The organism is Arthrobacter sp. TmT3-37, from assembly GCF_054510835.1.
In genome coordinates this window covers 336,725-351,971 of record NZ_JBTNDU010000002.1, presented here as the reverse complement: position 1 = coordinate 351,971, position 15,247 = coordinate 336,725, and the positions used below count along the sequence as shown (strand labels likewise).

14 protein-coding genes are annotated in these 15,247 nt (G+C 70.5%); 6 read left to right on the top strand and 8 right to left on the bottom strand.

The genetic code is table 11. The features are described 5' to 3' along the window. Window positions 1–86: 86 nt before the first annotated feature. Both ACX80U_RS04440 and ACX80U_RS04435 read left to right on the top strand, forming a co-directional pair. Window positions 87–1,616, top strand: coding sequence for a stealth family protein (locus tag ACX80U_RS04440; protein WP_459267635.1), 1,530 nt, complete (start codon window positions 87–89; stop codon window positions 1,614–1,616). Between the two features lie 42 nt (window positions 1,617–1,658). Further along, window positions 1,659–2,459, top strand: coding sequence for an MSMEG_6728 family protein (locus ACX80U_RS04435; protein ID WP_133082708.1), 801 nt, complete (start codon window positions 1,659–1,661; stop codon window positions 2,457–2,459). A 12-nt stretch (window positions 2,460–2,471) separates the two neighbouring features. Here ACX80U_RS04435 and ACX80U_RS04430 read toward each other — a convergent pair whose 3' ends face one another. Further along, window positions 2,472–3,392, bottom strand: a complete 921-nt coding sequence (locus tag ACX80U_RS04430) for a phosphodiesterase (RefSeq protein ID WP_459267557.1) — start codon at window positions 3,390–3,392, stop codon at window positions 2,472–2,474. Window positions 3,393–3,650: 258 nt separating this feature from the next. Between ACX80U_RS04430 and ACX80U_RS04425 the strand changes: the two genes are divergently transcribed. Both ACX80U_RS04425 and ACX80U_RS04420 read left to right on the top strand, forming a co-directional pair. Next, window positions 3,651–4,061, top strand: coding sequence for a hypothetical protein (locus ACX80U_RS04425; RefSeq protein ID WP_133082706.1), 411 nt, complete (start codon window positions 3,651–3,653; stop codon window positions 4,059–4,061). A gap of 106 nt (window positions 4,062–4,167) precedes the next feature. Then, window positions 4,168–4,923, top strand: coding sequence for an SOS response-associated peptidase (locus tag ACX80U_RS04420; RefSeq protein WP_459267556.1), 756 nt, complete (start codon window positions 4,168–4,170; stop codon window positions 4,921–4,923). Window positions 4,924–5,017: 94 nt separating this feature from the next. On the opposite strand, the gene ACX80U_RS04415 is transcribed toward ACX80U_RS04420, so the two are convergent. Further along, window positions 5,018–5,281, bottom strand: a complete 264-nt coding sequence (locus ACX80U_RS04415; RefSeq protein ID WP_459267555.1) for a hypothetical protein — start codon at window positions 5,279–5,281, stop codon at window positions 5,018–5,020. A gap of 174 nt (window positions 5,282–5,455) precedes the next feature. On the opposite strand from ACX80U_RS04415, the gene ACX80U_RS04410 reads away from it, so the two are divergent. Together ACX80U_RS04410 and ACX80U_RS04405 are read left to right on the top strand one after the other, a co-directional pair. After that, entirely contained in the window at window positions 5,456–6,199 is a 744-nt protein-coding gene (locus tag ACX80U_RS04410; RefSeq protein WP_133082703.1) for an MBL fold metallo-hydrolase, read from the top strand. A 54-nt stretch (window positions 6,200–6,253) separates the two neighbouring features. Continuing rightward, the gene (locus tag ACX80U_RS04405) at window positions 6,254–7,510 is read left to right on the top strand and encodes a phospholipase D-like domain-containing protein (protein WP_133082702.1); all 1,257 of its coding nucleotides are present in this window, start codon (window positions 6,254–6,256) and stop codon (window positions 7,508–7,510) included. On the opposite strand, the gene ACX80U_RS04400 is transcribed toward ACX80U_RS04405, so the two are convergent. The 6 genes from ACX80U_RS04400 to ACX80U_RS04375 are packed head-to-tail and all read right to left on the bottom strand — an operon-like array spanning window position 7,479 to window position 15,195. Then, a complete protein-coding gene (locus tag ACX80U_RS04400; protein WP_459267554.1) occupies window positions 7,479–8,237 on the bottom strand; it encodes a GntR family transcriptional regulator in 759 nt (252 codons plus the stop codon). The genes ACX80U_RS04405 and ACX80U_RS04400 overlap by 32 nt on opposite strands. Then, a complete protein-coding gene (locus tag ACX80U_RS04395; RefSeq protein ID WP_133082700.1) occupies window positions 8,227–9,885 on the bottom strand; it encodes a dipeptide ABC transporter ATP-binding protein in 1,659 nt (552 codons plus the stop codon). The genes ACX80U_RS04400 and ACX80U_RS04395 overlap by 11 nt, the downstream gene beginning before the upstream one ends. Continuing rightward, complete coding sequence (locus ACX80U_RS04390; RefSeq protein ID WP_459267553.1) at window positions 9,869–11,677, bottom strand: gamma-glutamyltransferase family protein; 1,809 nt, start codon at window positions 11,675–11,677, stop codon at window positions 9,869–9,871. Before ACX80U_RS04390 ends, ACX80U_RS04395 begins: the two co-directional genes overlap by 17 nt. 5 nt (window positions 11,678–11,682) lie before the next feature. Further along, window positions 11,683–12,573, bottom strand: coding sequence for an ABC transporter permease (locus ACX80U_RS04385; RefSeq protein WP_459267552.1), 891 nt, complete (start codon window positions 12,571–12,573; stop codon window positions 11,683–11,685). Continuing rightward, window positions 12,573–13,526 (bottom strand): ABC transporter permease, encoded by a 954-nt coding sequence (locus ACX80U_RS04380; RefSeq protein WP_133082697.1) that lies wholly within the window; start codon window positions 13,524–13,526, stop codon window positions 12,573–12,575. The genes ACX80U_RS04385 and ACX80U_RS04380 overlap by 1 nt, the downstream gene beginning before the upstream one ends. A gap of 1 nt (window position 13,527) precedes the next feature. Beyond that, window positions 13,528–15,195, bottom strand: coding sequence for an ABC transporter substrate-binding protein (locus tag ACX80U_RS04375; RefSeq protein ID WP_459267551.1), 1,668 nt, complete (start codon window positions 15,193–15,195; stop codon window positions 13,528–13,530). Window positions 15,196–15,247: the final 52 nt, after the last annotated feature.

Genomic DNA, 15,247 nt, shown 5'->3' with positions numbered 1-15,247 from the left:
ACCCACCCCCGGAGGTTCCGATTACAGACACCGCTGCCCAACACGACATTTATTTCGGCGCACCCGAGCCGGAGAATGAAGCCGAGATCCTCGAGTCGGCGTCTCGCGCGGCGGTAGCCCGGTTCGACGGCCGCTCCGACATCACCACGGTCAAACGGCGCTTCACGCTGATCAACTCCGACCGCACGCCGCACCAGGCGATGGTCGAGGACCTGCTGTTCATCCGCGCGGCCCTCGACGACGCCGGCATCGGGTTCCTGCTGGTGCGCGGCAACGACCAGCGGCCCGTGATCGCCGTCGACCTGAACGACCGCGAGAAGCTCCGCGCAGCGCTCGTCGAGGCGTGCCGCGACGAGCCCTTCTACTCCCGCACCGTCGACACGAAGCGGCGCACCACCCTGCTCGTCGGTGACGGCGAGCTCTCGAAGAGCGGCAGGGCCCGGATCTTCCGCCTGTTCCGCCCGCGCATCGAGCCCCTCGGCGGTCTCGCCTACGGGCCGTCCGCCGGGGTGCAGATCGAGCTCTGGGCCCTGGGCGAGACCACGATCGAGCTGCCCGTGGAGAACTCCCTGACCCGCCGCACACTGCCCGCCGCCGAGGTGGTGCGTGGCGAGGTGGTACGGCACGGCCTCTCCTGGCCGACGATCGACAACATGTTCGCGGACCACGCGACGGACATCGACTTCGACGTCGACCTCGTCTTCTCCTGGGTGGACGGCAGCAGCCCCGAGTACCAGGCGGCCCGCGCCGCCCGCATGCAGGGCGTGGTGGTCGGCGAGGGCGACGACCACGAGGCGCGCTTCCGCCAGATCGACGAGCTCAAGTACGCGCTGCGCTCCGTCTACATGTTCGCGCCATGGGTGCGGCGCATCTTCATCGCCACCGATTCGGACCGGCCCGCCTGGCTCGCCGACCACCCGTCGGTGACGCTCGTCCGCTCCGAGGAGCACTTCAGCGATCCGTCCGTGCTGCCGACCCACAACTCCCAGGCCGTCGAGGCACAGCTGCAGCACATCCCCGGACTGTCGGAGTACTTCCTGTACTCGAACGACGACATGTTCTTCGGACGTCCCGTCGCTCCCGACATGTTCTTCTCGCCCGGCGGGATCACGAAGTTCATCGAGGCCGACACGCGCATCGGACTCGGCGAGAACGACGCCGACCGGAGCGGATTCGAGAACGCGGCGCGCGTCAACCGGCGCCTGCTGCACGAGCGCTTCGGCAGGATCACGACCCGGCACCTCGAGCACACGGCAGCGCCCCTGCGGAAGAGCGTGCTGCTCGAGATGGAGGACGAGTTCGCGGCCGAGTTCGCCGCCACGGCGGCGTCGCGTTTCCGCGCCAAGGACAACATCTCCGTCACCAACTCCCTGTACCACTACTACGCCCTGCTGACCGGCCGTGCCGTGACCCAGGAGATGGCGAAGGTCAAGTACGTCGACACCACGATGCGCTCCGGGCTGAGCAGCCTCATCAAGCTGCTCGACAAGCGCAACCAGGACTTCTTCTGCCTCAATGACGGGAGCTTCCCCGAGGTCCCCGCCGAGGAGCGGGCCCACCTGGTCCGGGACTTCCTCGAGAAGTACTTCCCGGTCAAGGCTCCCTGGGAGATCTGAGGCGTCCGTCCCGGCGTCGGGGACGCATGCGAGACTGGCGGCATGCAGACCTTCCTGCCGTACCCCGACTTCGCCGCGAGCGCCGCGGTGCTGGACCAGGCGAGGCTCGGCAAGCAACGGGTGGAGACCCTGCAGGCACTGCGCGCACTCGTGATCCCTGATTACGGCTGGCGCCAGCACCCCGCGATCCGCATGTGGATGGGCTACGTCCCGGCCCTGACCGTGTACGGGCTGGCCATGGTCGCGGAGTGGGTCTCCCGCGGGCATGCCGACACGACGCACCGGCAGATCCTCGAGTTCGCGCCCGGGGTCCTCGAGGACCCCGACGTGGCCATGCCGCCATGGCTCGGGGAGCCGGCCCTCCACGTCAGCCACCAGTCGAACCTGATCCAGAAGGCTCCGGAGATCTACCGGAGCAGGTTCCCCGGCATCCCCGAGGACCTGCCGTACGTCTGGCCGGAGCCGGAGCACGAGCTCGTCCCGGCCGAGCCGGAGGGGCGCCGGCTGTGGGTGTGGCGTGCGGCGTCGCATCCGCCGGAGGGCGATGCCACGCTGCTCATGCCCCCGGTCCCGCCCAGCGGGCGCGCAGCCCCGAAATGGGAGCGGCAGCTGCACACGTTCGAAGAGGCACTGGAGGACGGCGACGCCGTGGCCATCGCCGATCCGGACGGCCGGCACTTCCGCACCGGTCGCGTCGGCCGCGTCCTCATGCACGAGGACGGACTCCTCCGCCCGGCCAGCCTCCATGGCTGGCTGGAGCGCTCGGACTTCGACCCACCCGCGCTGCTCCAGGATCCGAGGACGCTGTTCAGCGTCGGCCTGCCCGACGCGTTGGACGCCTGACCGGCCCGCGCCTCAGGCGGAGGCGAGTTCGCGCACCCGGCGCCCGTCGGTGATCGTCACCCCGTGCGCGTCCAGCCTGCGGCGGGCCTCCTCCCGGGGGACCACCTCGCCCACCGGGGTGTGGCGGCCCGCCGGGACCACGGAGTGGACGATCGTCTCCTCGTACACGTGCACGAGATTGTAGGACTGCGCGCCGTCCCGTCCGCGGGTGCCGCCGCCGTCGAACAGCAGGTCCTGCGTGTAGCAGGTGGCACTCGCCACCGAGACGGGGACGCCGGCGAACATCGCGGTCGTGGAGTAGTGCAGGTGCCCGGCGAGGATGGTCCGCACGTCCGAGCCGCGGACGACACCGGCGAGGGAGCGCTGGTCCCGCAGTTCCACCAGGACGGCCAGGTCCTGGACGCTGGGAACGGGAGGGTGGTGCAGGGCGAGGATGGTCCCGTGCGGTGCGGGCACCTCCAGCTCACCCGCGAGCCACCGGAGCTGCTCGGCGGTGAACTCGCCGTGGTGGTGGCCGGGAACGGTCGAGTCCATCGTGATGATGCGCAGTCCGTCGACGAAGTGCACCGCATCCACCGGAGCGTCCGCGCGGACGGACGAGCGTTCGTCGAGGAGGCCCGCCCGGAAGGCGGCCCGGTCGTCGTGGTTTCCCATCGCCCAGATGACCCGGGCTCCGAGGCGGGCCGCCGCAGGATCCACCAGGGCCCTGAGCTTCGAGTACGCGCCGGGCTCCCCCTTGTCGGCGAGATCGCCCGTGAACACGATGGCCTGCGGGCGCGCGCCTGACGCCTCGAGGTCGTCGAAGACCTCCCGCAGCCGCTGCTCGCTGTCCACCGCGCCGTACAGCGGACCGTCGCCGGCGACGAGGTGCGTGTCGCTGAGGTGGAGGAGGAAGTGCTGCGGCCGGGGGTGTTCTGCTGTCCTGGGGACCATGGAACCTACTCCGATAGCTGATCGTCGTGTCCGACCATTCCAGCAGAGGTGCCGGCCCACCCGATGAACTCACTGCGGCACGTCGGAGAACATCGGGGAAACTCCTGCGCGCGGGCACCAGCGGCGATCCCGCAGGCACCCTCCCGCGCCGGGCGGCCGCCCGGGTGCCCGGAGGGAATGCGGGAGTACTGGCGGGGCGGCAGCACGCGCCGTAGGCTTCACAAGCGAAGCATTCTTCCAGCAGCGAAAGGCATCACCATGGGACTCCGCCCCAGCCACATCCCCCTCCGTCTCGCCACGGGCGCCTTCATCCTCAATTCGGGCCTCGGGAAGACCGGCCTGGACGAGGGCTCCGCGGGTTACCTCCAGTCCATGGCCGCCAAGGCCTTCCCCCAGCTGAGCCGGCTCGAGGCGGAGAAGTTCGGCAGGTACCTCGCGGCGGCGGAGATCACCCTCGGCTCTGTGCTGCTCGCGCCGTTCGTCCCGAGCAGGGTGGCCGGTCTGGGCCTGCTCGCCTTCTCGTCGGGCATGATGACGATGTACCTCCGGACCCCCGAACTCACCCAGGAGGACGGCATCCGTCCCACGCAGGACGGCACAGCCGTCGCGAAGGACGTCTGGATGGTGGGCATCGCCCTGTCCCTCATCCTGGACCGCAGGAAGAAGTAAACCGGCTGCGGCGTCCGATGCGCCAGGAGGGTCCGGGCGCATCGGCACAGCCGGGTCCCTCCTGGGGCTCGCTCCGGGAGGACCCACAGGACACGGGAGGAACGGCATGTGCGGGCGCTTCGTGATCGCGGGCAACAGGGCCGCCCTCATCGACGCCTTCGACGTCGACGAGGCGCTCGTGGACGAGGTCGAACCCTCGTGGAACGTCGCGCCGACGGACACCGTGCAGCTCGTCGTCGAGCGGCTGGATCCGGAGACCGGGGAACTGACGCGGCGGCTCGAGCCGGCGCGCTGGGGGCTCATCCCCTCCTGGTCGCGGTCGGCGGCGGTCGGTGCACGCATGATCAACGCGCGCAGCGAGACCGTCCTGGAGAAGCCGTCCTTCCGTGCCGCTGCGCTCAAGCGCCGCGGACTCGTCCCCGCCGACGGGTACTACGAGTGGAGGAAGAACGACGACGGGTCGAAGACCCCCGTCTACCTGCACGGCGCCGACGGCTCGCACCTGGGGTTCGCCGGGCTGTACGAGTTCTGGCGCGACCCCTCGACCGCGTCGGCGGAGCATCCCGCGGGTTCGTGGGTGGTGAGCTGCTCGATCATCACGCGTCCGGCGAGCGACGCCCTCGGCGAGATCCATGACCGCACGCCCGTGATCGTCCCGCCGGAGCTGCGCGGGGACTGGCTCGATCCGCGGAACGACTCGCGCCCGGCCGTCCAGGAACTGCTCGACGCCATCCCGGACCCGCACCTCGTCCCGCGCCTGGTGGGCGACCGGGTCGGCTCCGTGCGGAACAACGGGCCGGACCTCATCGACCCCCTCCCCGGTGATGTCACGGCCGACGGGGAACAGCAGACGCTCCTGTAGGTCACCGACGTCAGGTCACCGAGGTCAGGTCACCGACGTCAGGTCACCGGCGTCAGGTCACCGACGTCAGGTCACCGAGGTCAGGTCACCGAGGTCAGGACCGGTCCGTCCCGCTGAACGTGGCCCGCGGGGCCGGCGGCAGGTCCGCGATGTACTCGTTGACGGCGAGTGCCAGCATGTCCCGCTCGAACGGGGGGAGCAGCAACGAGCTGTACAGGTAGGCGTCGATCTCCTCCTCCCCGACGTTGCCGCCGAGGCTGAAGTACCGGAGCCAGAGGTCGTAGGTGCTCAGGCTCGTGGACCGGAACGCGGCGCACGTGCGGCGCTGCTGCTCCTCCTCGCTCATGCCCGTGCTCATTCCCGTACCTTCCCGGCTACCGCCACCGGCCGCCGTGCGCACCGTCGTCGGTCTGTTCATCAACGTAGCGACGCGCACCTCGGATGGGAAGCCCGCAGAACCCTTCCGCGCATGCTTGTCGCCCTGCCCCGCGGTGCCTAGGGTCGGAGTCAGGCGAGGAGAGAGGGAGCCACCATGATCAGGACGGACATCGCGCCCGGCATCCACTACGTCGAGCACGCCAGGACGAATGTGTACCTGGTGGAGGACGACGACGGCATCCTGCTCGTGGACACCGGGCTCCCCCGGTCGAAGACCGTGCTGCTGGAGGCCCTGGGCCGCATCGGCAGGGCGGTCGGGGACATCCGCGCCGTCGTCCTGACGCACGGGCACTTCGACCACGTGGGCACGGCCGAGCACCTGCGGTCCCGGTACGGGATCCCCGTGTACTGTCACCCGGACGACGCGCACATCGCCGCACACCCCTACAGCTACGAGCACGAGAGCTCGCCGTTCCTCTACCCCCTGAGGTATCCGCGGGCCGTTCCGGGCCTGCTGCGGATGACCGTCGCGGGGGCCGTGGCCGTCAAGGGCATCCGCGACACCCTCCCGCTCACCCCCGAGGCGGCGGCGGCGCTGCCCGGCGCCCCCCTCGTGGTCCCGACCCCGGGCCACACCAGGGGCCACTGCGGCCTGCACTTCCCGGACCGCGACGCCGTGATCAGCGGGGACGCCCTCGTGACCCTCGACCCGTACACGGGACACCCGGGTCCGCAGGTCGTGGCGCGAGCGGCGACGGCGGACACCGCCACGGCACTGCGTTCGCTCGACGCACTGCGCGCCACGGCGGCCCGCACCGTCCTGCCGGGGCACGGCTTCCCGTGGCGTGCCGGCGTGGAGTCGGCGGTGGCCCAGGCGCTGGAGGTCGGCGGTCACTAGGCGCGTGCCGTCGTCGGGCGCATCGGTGCAACGGCGAGAGGATACGCTGGGCGCATGGGCTGGCTGAAGCAGAAGACGATATTCGGATTCGCACGCACCACGGCGAAACGCGCGGCCGTCACCCTGTTCTCGGCACAGGCCGTGGTCATCGCCGGGCTCGTCGGGGTGGACGCCTACCAGAAACGCCGGCGTACCAGGCGTCCGGGCTTCCCGCAGCCGGGCACCTTCCGGACGACGATCGCCGACACGGACACGACGGTCTACACCTACGGCGAGGACCTCTACGACGCCATGATCGCGGCGATCGACAAGGCCGAGCACCAGGTCCTCCTCGAGACGTACATCTGGAAGGGCGACGCCGTCGGGGCGCGGTTCCGCGATGCCGTGAACCGGGCAGCGGAGCGCGGTGTGAAGGTCTTCGTCATCTACGACGGCTTCGCGAACCTCGTGGTGAATCCGTTCTTCTACTCGTTCCACCCCCTCGTGAACGCCTACCGCTTCCCCGTCCTCCGCCCGTCCATCGTCTTCACGAACATCCGCGGAACCGGCTTCGACCACCGCAAGGTCCTCGTGGTCGACGACGAGGTCGGCTTCGTGGGCGGCTACAACATCGGCGCGGACTATGCGACGAAGTGGCGCGACACGCACCTGGAGATCCGCGGTCCGTCCGTCTGGGAGCTCCGGGAGGCCTTCGTCAGCTTCTGGAACCTCCGCGCCATCCCGCGCAGGCCCCTCCTGCCGGATCTCAGCGCCTCCTTCTGGGAGCCCCGCATCCGGGCGGTCAACAACATCCCGGCGTACCTGGTGTTCCCCATCCGCGGGATCTACCTGGACGCGATCAACCGTGCAGAGAAGCACATCTTCATCACGACGGCCTATTTCATCCCGGACCGCCAGATCCTCGACGCCCTCCTGCGGGCGAGCCGCCGCGGTGTGGATGTGCGCGTGATCCTGCCCGAGGAATCCAACCACGTGGTGTCCGACTGGCTGTCCCGCGGGTTCTACTCGTCGCTGATCGGGGCCGGCGTGCAGATCCTGCTGTACCAGAACTCCATGATCCATGCGAAGACCGCGACGATCGACGGCGAGTGGAGCACCGTGGGCACGGCCAACATCGACCGCCTCAGCCTCACCGGGAACTACGAGATCAACCTGGAGATCTTCGACCGCGCACTCGCCGCCACGATGGAGCAGATCTTCGAGGTGGACTCCTCCAACAGCCGCGTGCTCACGAAGGAGGAGTGGGAGGGCCGCCATGTCGTGGCCCGCGCCAGCGAACTCATCCTCGCTCCGCTGCGCCCGTTCCTGTAGTCCCGGGTCCCGCACTCCCAGCGGCCCCGGCCCCGGCTCCCGAGGAGGGCGCCGAGAAGCGCTCCAGGTAGCCCCGTTGGGAGGATCCCACGTGGGCGGCCATGAGCCGCTCCGCCTCGGCCTCGTTCCCCGCGTCGATCGCCGCCATCACGAGGCGGTGCTCGCCCCAGGACTGCTTGCCACGGTTGTCGACGTCGGCCGCGTAGAGCCACTCGATCTTCCCCGATATCTGCCGCAGGAGCGCGGCCAGCGAGGAGCTCCCGCTGAGCTCCGCGACGCCGAGGTGGAACCGGATGTTCAGCTCGGGCAGGTCCACGAGGGCGTCGGCCGCCACGGCGCGGTCGCCGTCGTCGAGGATGTCGGTCAGGGCGCGCCGCGCCGACCACCACGCGGCGCTCGGCGCGTCCGCCGCGAACTGCGCCGCAGCACGGCGCGCCGCCCGGCGGGCGATCGTCGACTCGATGACGCCGCGCACCGCGAAGAGGTCCTCGGCGTCATCGAGCGGTATCTCGGCGACAGTGGACCCGGCGTAGGGCCTCGACTCGACGAAACCCTCCGCCTCGAGGGCCCGCAGCGCCTCCCGCACCGGCACGCGTGACACACCGTACCTCCCGGCGAGCGCCGCCTCCGTCACGCGCGTGCCGGGGCGCAGCGCACCGAAGATGATGTCCCGGCGGATGGCGTCGAGGACGCGCTGCGGCGCCGCCGCGTCCTGGTCAGGCCGCAAAGGCCGCACCGGGGATGGCTCCGAGGAGCTCCTTCGTGTAGTCCGCCCGCGGGCGGTTGAACACGTCGTCCACCGGGCCGCTCTCCACGACCTCGCCCGACCGCATGACCACCACCTGGTGGGCGATCTGGCGCACCACCGAGAGATCGTGCGTGATGAACAGGTAGGTGAGCCCGAGCCGCTCCTGCAGGTCTGCCAGCAGCGTCAGGATCTGGTCCTGGACGAGGACGTCCAGTGCGGAGACGGCCTCGTCGCAGATGAGCAGCTCCGGTTCGAGGGCGAGGGCCCTCGCGATGGCGACGCGCTGTCGCTGCCCGCCGGAGAGCTCGTTCGGCCGGCGCTGGGCGACGCTGCGCGGCAGGGCCACCTGGTCGAGGAGTTCGGCGACCCTCTCCTGCCGGCTCGAGCGGTCGCCCACGCCGAAGATACGCAACGGCTCGTCGATCAGGCGCTCGATGCTGTAGGTCGGGTCGAGGGAACCGTAGGGATCCTGGAAGACGGGCTGCACCTTCCGGCGCAGGGCCCGGCGCCGGCTCCCGCGCGTGGTGGTGAGCGACTCCCCGTCGATCAGGGCCTCCCCCGATGATGCGGTCTCGAGCCCGAGGATGATGCGCGCGACCGTCGTCTTGCCCGAGCCGGACTCCCCGACCACCGCCGTCGTCGTCCCGCGTGCCACCTCGAAGGACACGTCACCGACCGCCCGCACGGTGCCGCCGCGCTGCCCGCGGAGGGCGAACTCCTTGACGAGGCCGTCGACCACGAGGATCGACGGCGGGCGGACCTCCGCCGGTGCCGGCGGCTCGGCCAGGGGTTCCGCGTCGAGGACCGCCGCCACCGAGGGCGCCGCCGCGACGAGCTGTTTCGTGTACTCCTCCCGGGGGTCCAGCAGGATCTCGCGGGGCGTCCCCACTTCGACGATGCGGCCCTCCGACATCACGATGATGCGGTCCGTGCGGTCCGCCGCCAGCCCGAGGTCGTGCGTGATGAACAGCAGCGAGGTCCCGCGCGCGTCGACGAGCGACTGCAGGTGGTTGAGGATCTGCCGCTGCACGGTGACGTCGAGCGCCGAGGTCGGCTCGTCGGCGATCAGCAGCTCCGGCTCTCCCGCCAGGGCGATCGCGATGAGCACGCGCTGGCGCATGCCCCCGGAGAATTCGTGCGGGTACTGGCCGTAGCGGCGTCCGGCGTCGGGGATCCCGGCCTCGGAGAGCAGGGCGATCGCCCGCTTCTTGACGTCGGCCCGGTCCGGCTTCCCGAGGTCGCGCCGGCTGGCGACGATCGCGTCGGCCACCTGCGGACCGATCTTCATGGCCGGATTGAGGTTGGACATGGGGTCCTGCGGCACGAGGCCCACGCGCTGGCCGCGGATGCCCCGCATCAGGGGTTCGGAGGCGGTGGCGAGGTCCACGACGTCGCCCCGGGTGCGTCCGGCACCCAGCACGATGGAACCGTGCGTGATCCGCCCGCTGCCCGGGAGCAGCCGCAGGATCGCCCCGATGGCGGTCGACTTGCCGGACCCGGACTGCCCGACGATGGCGACGCGTTCGCCGCGCCGCATCGAGAAGCCGACCCGGTGCAGCACGGGTGTTCCGCCGAAGGCGACCTCGAGATCGGTGACTTCCAGGATGTTCTCAGCGTCCTGCAGCATAGCCCTGTGCTCCTCGCGGATTGGCGGCGGCCGACAGCACGCCGGTCTCGTGGTCCCTGGTGACGGAGGAGAGCCGGCCGAGCGACCAGTCCCCTGCCCGGGTGATGACGTGGCCCCGCCGTTCGAGGTCGGCGATGACGTCCGCCCCGAGCCGGTCCTCGACGACGGCACCGCCCGGCTCCCAGGTGCGCGGCCAGAAGGAGCCGGGGATGGATGTCGTGTGGAGGGACGGGGCGTCGATGGCCTGCTGGGGCGAGTAGCCGCCGACGATCGTGCGCAGGAGGTACAGCAGCTGCCACTGGTCCTGCTGGTCGCCTCCGGGGGACCCGAGGGCGACCACGGGCCGGCCGTCCTTCAGGACGAGCGTCGGGGTGAGCGTGGTGCGGGGCCGCTTCCCGGCCTGCAGCGTGGACGGGCCGCCCTCCTCGAGCCAGGTCATCTGCAGCCGTGAGCCGAGGCAGAAGCCGAGTTCGGGGATGGTGGGCGAGGACTGCAGCCAGCCGCCGCTCGGTGTCGCGGAGACCATGTTGCCTGCCGAGTCGACGACGTCGATGTGGCAGGTGTCGCCGCGCGTCTCCCCCTCACGCGAGACGGTCGGCTCGCCCACCCCGGCGAACCCGCTCCCGTCGGCGAGTGCCGGCGGGGTGTAGCCGGTGCGCAGGGGCGGGAGGAACGGCTCGACGCCGGGCACTGTACCGGGGCGGAACTCGAGGGATGCCTCGTCGCCGATGAGGGCCCGCCGCTCCGCGGCGTATCCCGCCGAGAGGAGGTGGTCCAGGGGCACGTCGGCGTCGCCGTAGTACGCCTCGCGATCGGCGATGGCGAGCTTCTGCGCCTCGAGGATGGTGTGCGCGCCGATCGCGGTGGACGGGTCGAGGCGCTCGTCGTCGAACCCGTCGAGGATGGCGAGGGTCTGCAGCAGGGCCGGGCCCTGGCCCCACGGTCCGGTCTTGGCGATCGTGTAGCCGCGGAACTCGAGGGTGGTGGCCTCCTCGTAGCCGGCTTCGAAGCCGGCGAAGTCGTCGACCGTGAGGACGCCGGCGTGGTCGAGGCCGGAGGAGTGCCGGTGCGGCGTCCGGACGAACTCGGCGGCGGCCTGCGCGACCAGGCCGGTGCGCCATTCGAGGCGTGCTGCGTCGATCCGCTCGGTGCGGGTGGCGCCGTCCGAGGCCGCGCTGACGAGCGACCCGAGGACACGGGCGTAGGCCTCGTTGCGGATGACCTCGCCCTCGCGCGGGGGGCGGCCCTCGGGCATCCAGAGGGCCGCCGAGGTGGGCCAGTGCTCGGTGAAGAGATCCGCGACGGCGGCGATGGTGGCCCCCACGCGTCCGACGACCGGGTGGCCGTCGCCGGCGTAGCCGATCGCGAAGGCGAGCACGTCCTCCAGTTCCCACGTCCCGTGGTCGCGCAGCAGGACCAGCCAGGCGTCGACGGCGGCCGGGACGGCGGCGGCGAGGGCTCCGGCGCCGGGGACGAGTTCGAGGCCTTCGGCGAGGTAGTGCTCACGCGTGGCACCGGCAGGTGCCGGGCCCTGTCCCATGAGCACCACGGGCCGGCCCGGCTCGTCGGCCGTGGCGAAGACACCCGTCATGTCGCCGCCCGGTCCGTTGAGGTGGGGTTCGACGACGTGCAGCACGAACGCGCCGGCGACGGCGGCGTCGAAGGCGTTGCCACCGCGCTCGAGCACGGCCTGCGCGGAGGCGGTGGCCAGCCAGTGCGTGGACGCACTCATGCCGAAGGTGCCCTGGAGGGTGGGCCGCGTGGTGAAGGAGGGTGGGGGTGTGTACGTCATCGTCGTCACTTTCGGGTGGTGTTCGTCGGGTCGAAGGCGTCGCGGAGGGCGTCCCCGAACAGGTTGAAGGCGAGGCAGATCGCGGCGATGGCGATGCCGGGGAAGATGGCCGCGCTGGGTGCCCGGAAGATGTACTGCTGGGCGTCCGAGAGCATGATGCCGAGGCTCGGTGTGGGTGGCTGGATGCCGAGCCCGAGGAAGGACAGCAGGGCCTCGCCGATCACCGCGACGGGCATGATGACCGTCGCCTGGACGATGATGGCCGATGTCGCGTTGGGGAGCACGTGCCGCAGCATGATCCAGGTCGGCGACGCGTCCATGGTGCGGGCGCCGAGCACGAAGTCGCTCTCCTTGATGCGCAGCGTCTCGCCGCGCACCACCCGGATCATCGTCGGGATCTGGGCGATGCCGAGGGCGACCGCCGCGTTGCCGAGACTGGGCCCGCTGATCGCGGCCAGTCCGACGGCGATGATGAGGAACGGGAAGGCGAGGGTGACGTCGGTCAGGCGTGAGATGACGGCGTCGAACCCGCGGGAGTACCCGGCCAGGAGACCGAGCGGCGTCCCGATGACGACTGCGAGGAGCACGGAGAGGACACCCACCTGCAGCGAGGTCTGGATCCCGAAGAGCAGACGGGAGAGGACGTCACGGCCGAGGTCGTCCGTGCCGAGCAGGAAGCCCTCGGTGAGGGGCCGCTGGAACGGGGTGTCGAAGTGCACCTCGGTGGGCGGATAGGGCGCGAGCACGGGGGCGAGGAGCGCGGCCAGCACGACGGCGACGAGCATCACGCCGCCGGTGATGCCCAGCGGGTTGGAGCGGAGCGAGGACAGGATGCGGCCGCGGCCGGAGCCCAGGCCTGACCCGGCGGTTCCGGGGGGCAGTGTTTCGACGGCCATCAGTTGGCTCCTCCGACACGGATCTTGGGATTGACCACCGAGTACAGGATGTCCACGGCGAGGTTGATGAGGATGTAGCTGACGGTGATGATCAGCACCACGGCCTGGATGACGGGATAGTCGCGGGTGAAGACGGCGTCCAGGGTGAGCTTGCCGAAGCCCGGCAGCGCGAAGATCCGCTCGGTGACCACGGCCCCGGAGATGAGGCCACCGAGCTGCAGGCCCACGATGGTGACGACGACGATGAGCGAGTTCCGGAGCCCGTAGCGCACCAGCACACGGCCCCGTCCCAGCCCCTTCGCGCGGGCCGTACGGACGTAGTCGGTGGTCATGGTCTCGATCATCGAGGCGCGGGTCTGCCGCATGATCACCGCTGCGAGCCCGGTCCCGAGGATCAGCGCGGGCAGCGTGAGGTAGTACAGGCCCCGCAGCGGATCCGAGAGGACATCCACATAGCCTGAGGCGGGGAACCAGCCGAGCGTCACCGCGAGGTACAGGATGGCGAGGATGCCGAGCCAGAAGTTGGGGACGGACAAGCCCACCAGCGCGAAGGCGTTCGCCACCCATTCGGGCCAGCGGCCGCGGAACCGCTCGGCGATGACGCCGAAGAGGATCCCGACGACGATCGCCACGACGATCGCGTACGCCGAGAGCCAGAGCGTCACGGGCAGCGTGGTGGCGATCAGCTCGGTCACGGGTGTCCCCGTCCGGGTGGACTCGCCGAAGTCGCCGCGGAACATGTTGCGCACGAAGGCGAGGTACTGGGCCACGAGCGGCTGGTCGAGGCCCATCTCCGCGCGGACCGCGGCGAGTTGTTCCGGTGTCGCCTCCTCCCCCGCCATGGCGAGGGCCGGGTCGCCGGGAAGCTGGCGCACCCCGACGAAGACCACGATCGAGGCCAGGACCAGGGTGAGGACCGACTGCCAGAGTTTCGTGAACACGTAACGGCCCATGTCAGTTCTCCGTCTCGATGAATGCCGCGCCGCTGAGGTGCACGACGCCGTCGGCGAAGGTCTCCACACCGGCGATGTCGGTGCTGTACGCGGTCAGGCTCCGCTGCCGGTACAGGTAGATCAGGGGGTTGTCCTCGTGCAGCCGCTCCACGACGTCCCCGTACAGTGCCGCGCGTTCCGCGACGTCGTTGATCTGGGCCGCGTCGGTGAGCAGGTCGTCCACCTCGGGATTGCTGTAGCCGGAGTAGTTGTTGCCGCCGCCGGTCGAGAGGAAGTTGAACATGTTGCCGTGGGGGTCGATGCGTCCGGACCAGCCGAGTTGCAGCGCCTCGAAGTCGCCCTGGGACTGCACGTCGAGGAGCGTGGAGTACTCGACCGGCACCACGGTGAGGTCGAAGCCGCCGTCGGCGACCGCGGCCTGCAGCGCCTGACCGTAGCGCAGGGTGTCCGGGGTGTTGGTCACCTGCATCTCGATCGGGTACGGCGCCTCGACGCCGGCGTCCTCGAGCAGCTTCTTCGCGCCGTCCGGGTCGTACGGCGGGCACGCCTCGCTGGCCTCGGAGGCGTAGGGGCTGTCGGGCGAGACGGGTGAGCAGGCGGGTTCGAACCAGCTGTTGAACACCGTGTTGACGAGGGCTTCCCGGTCGATCGACATGGACAGCGCCAGGCGGATGGCCTTGTCCTGGGCGAGCGGCGTGGCCATGGTGCCCACGGGCTCCCCCACGCCGTCGGTGTTGCCGACGTTCACGGTGAGGCCCTGGTAGCCCAGCGAGCCGACCTGCAGCACTCCGAGCCCGTCCTCCTTGAGCAGGGCGTCGATGTCCTGCGGCGAGATGGTGTCGGCGACCTGCACGTCGCCGGAGCGCAGGTTCGCGGCCCTGATGTTCGCGTCGGTGATGATCCGGTAGGTGATGGTGTCCAGGTGCACGTTGGCGGCGTCGTAGTAGAGCGGATCGCGCTCGACGGTGATGGAGGTCTGCGGCACGCGGTCGACGAACTTGAAGGGTCCGACGCAGACCGGGCTGCTCCCGAAGTCCGCGCCCTTCTCCTCGATGGCCTCGGGCGAGAGCATCATGCCCGCGCGGTCGGCGAGCGCGGCCGCCAGCGGCGCGAAGGGCCGCTCGTAGCGGATCCGCACACGGTCCGGGCCGACGGCACGGATCTCCGTGATCGGCCCGAGCTCGCTCTTGCGGGTCGAGCCCTCGAGCGTGAGGTGGCGCTCCAAAGTGGCGCGCACGGCATCGGCGTCGAAGGGGACACCGTCGGCGAACACGGCGTCGGTGCGCACGGGGATCGTGACCGTGAGTCCGTCGTCCGAGATCTCCGGCAGCGCTGTGGCGAGCTGCGGTACGAGTTCCCCGTCGGCGTCGATGTCGTAGAGCTTCTGGCACATGGTCTGCATGACGTAGCGCGTGTAGAGGGACGACGACGTCGTCGGGTCGAGTTTGTCCGGCTCGGCGGAGAGTGCCATGACGAGGTCTCCTCCCTCACGGACTGCGGCGTCCCCGATGGGCACGCTGGTGACGTCCTCACGGACGGGGGCGGCCGGCAACGGCTGGACCGGCTGGCATGCGGTCAGGACCGTCACGGCGACGGCCGCGGCCGCCAGCAGTCCGGCGGCCCGGCCGGATCTCCTGCGGGGTGTCGGGGTGGGGGTGGAGTGCTGCATGGGGTTCCTCACGAACGGAAGGATGGAACTGCTTCTGCAGGGAGATCGAAAG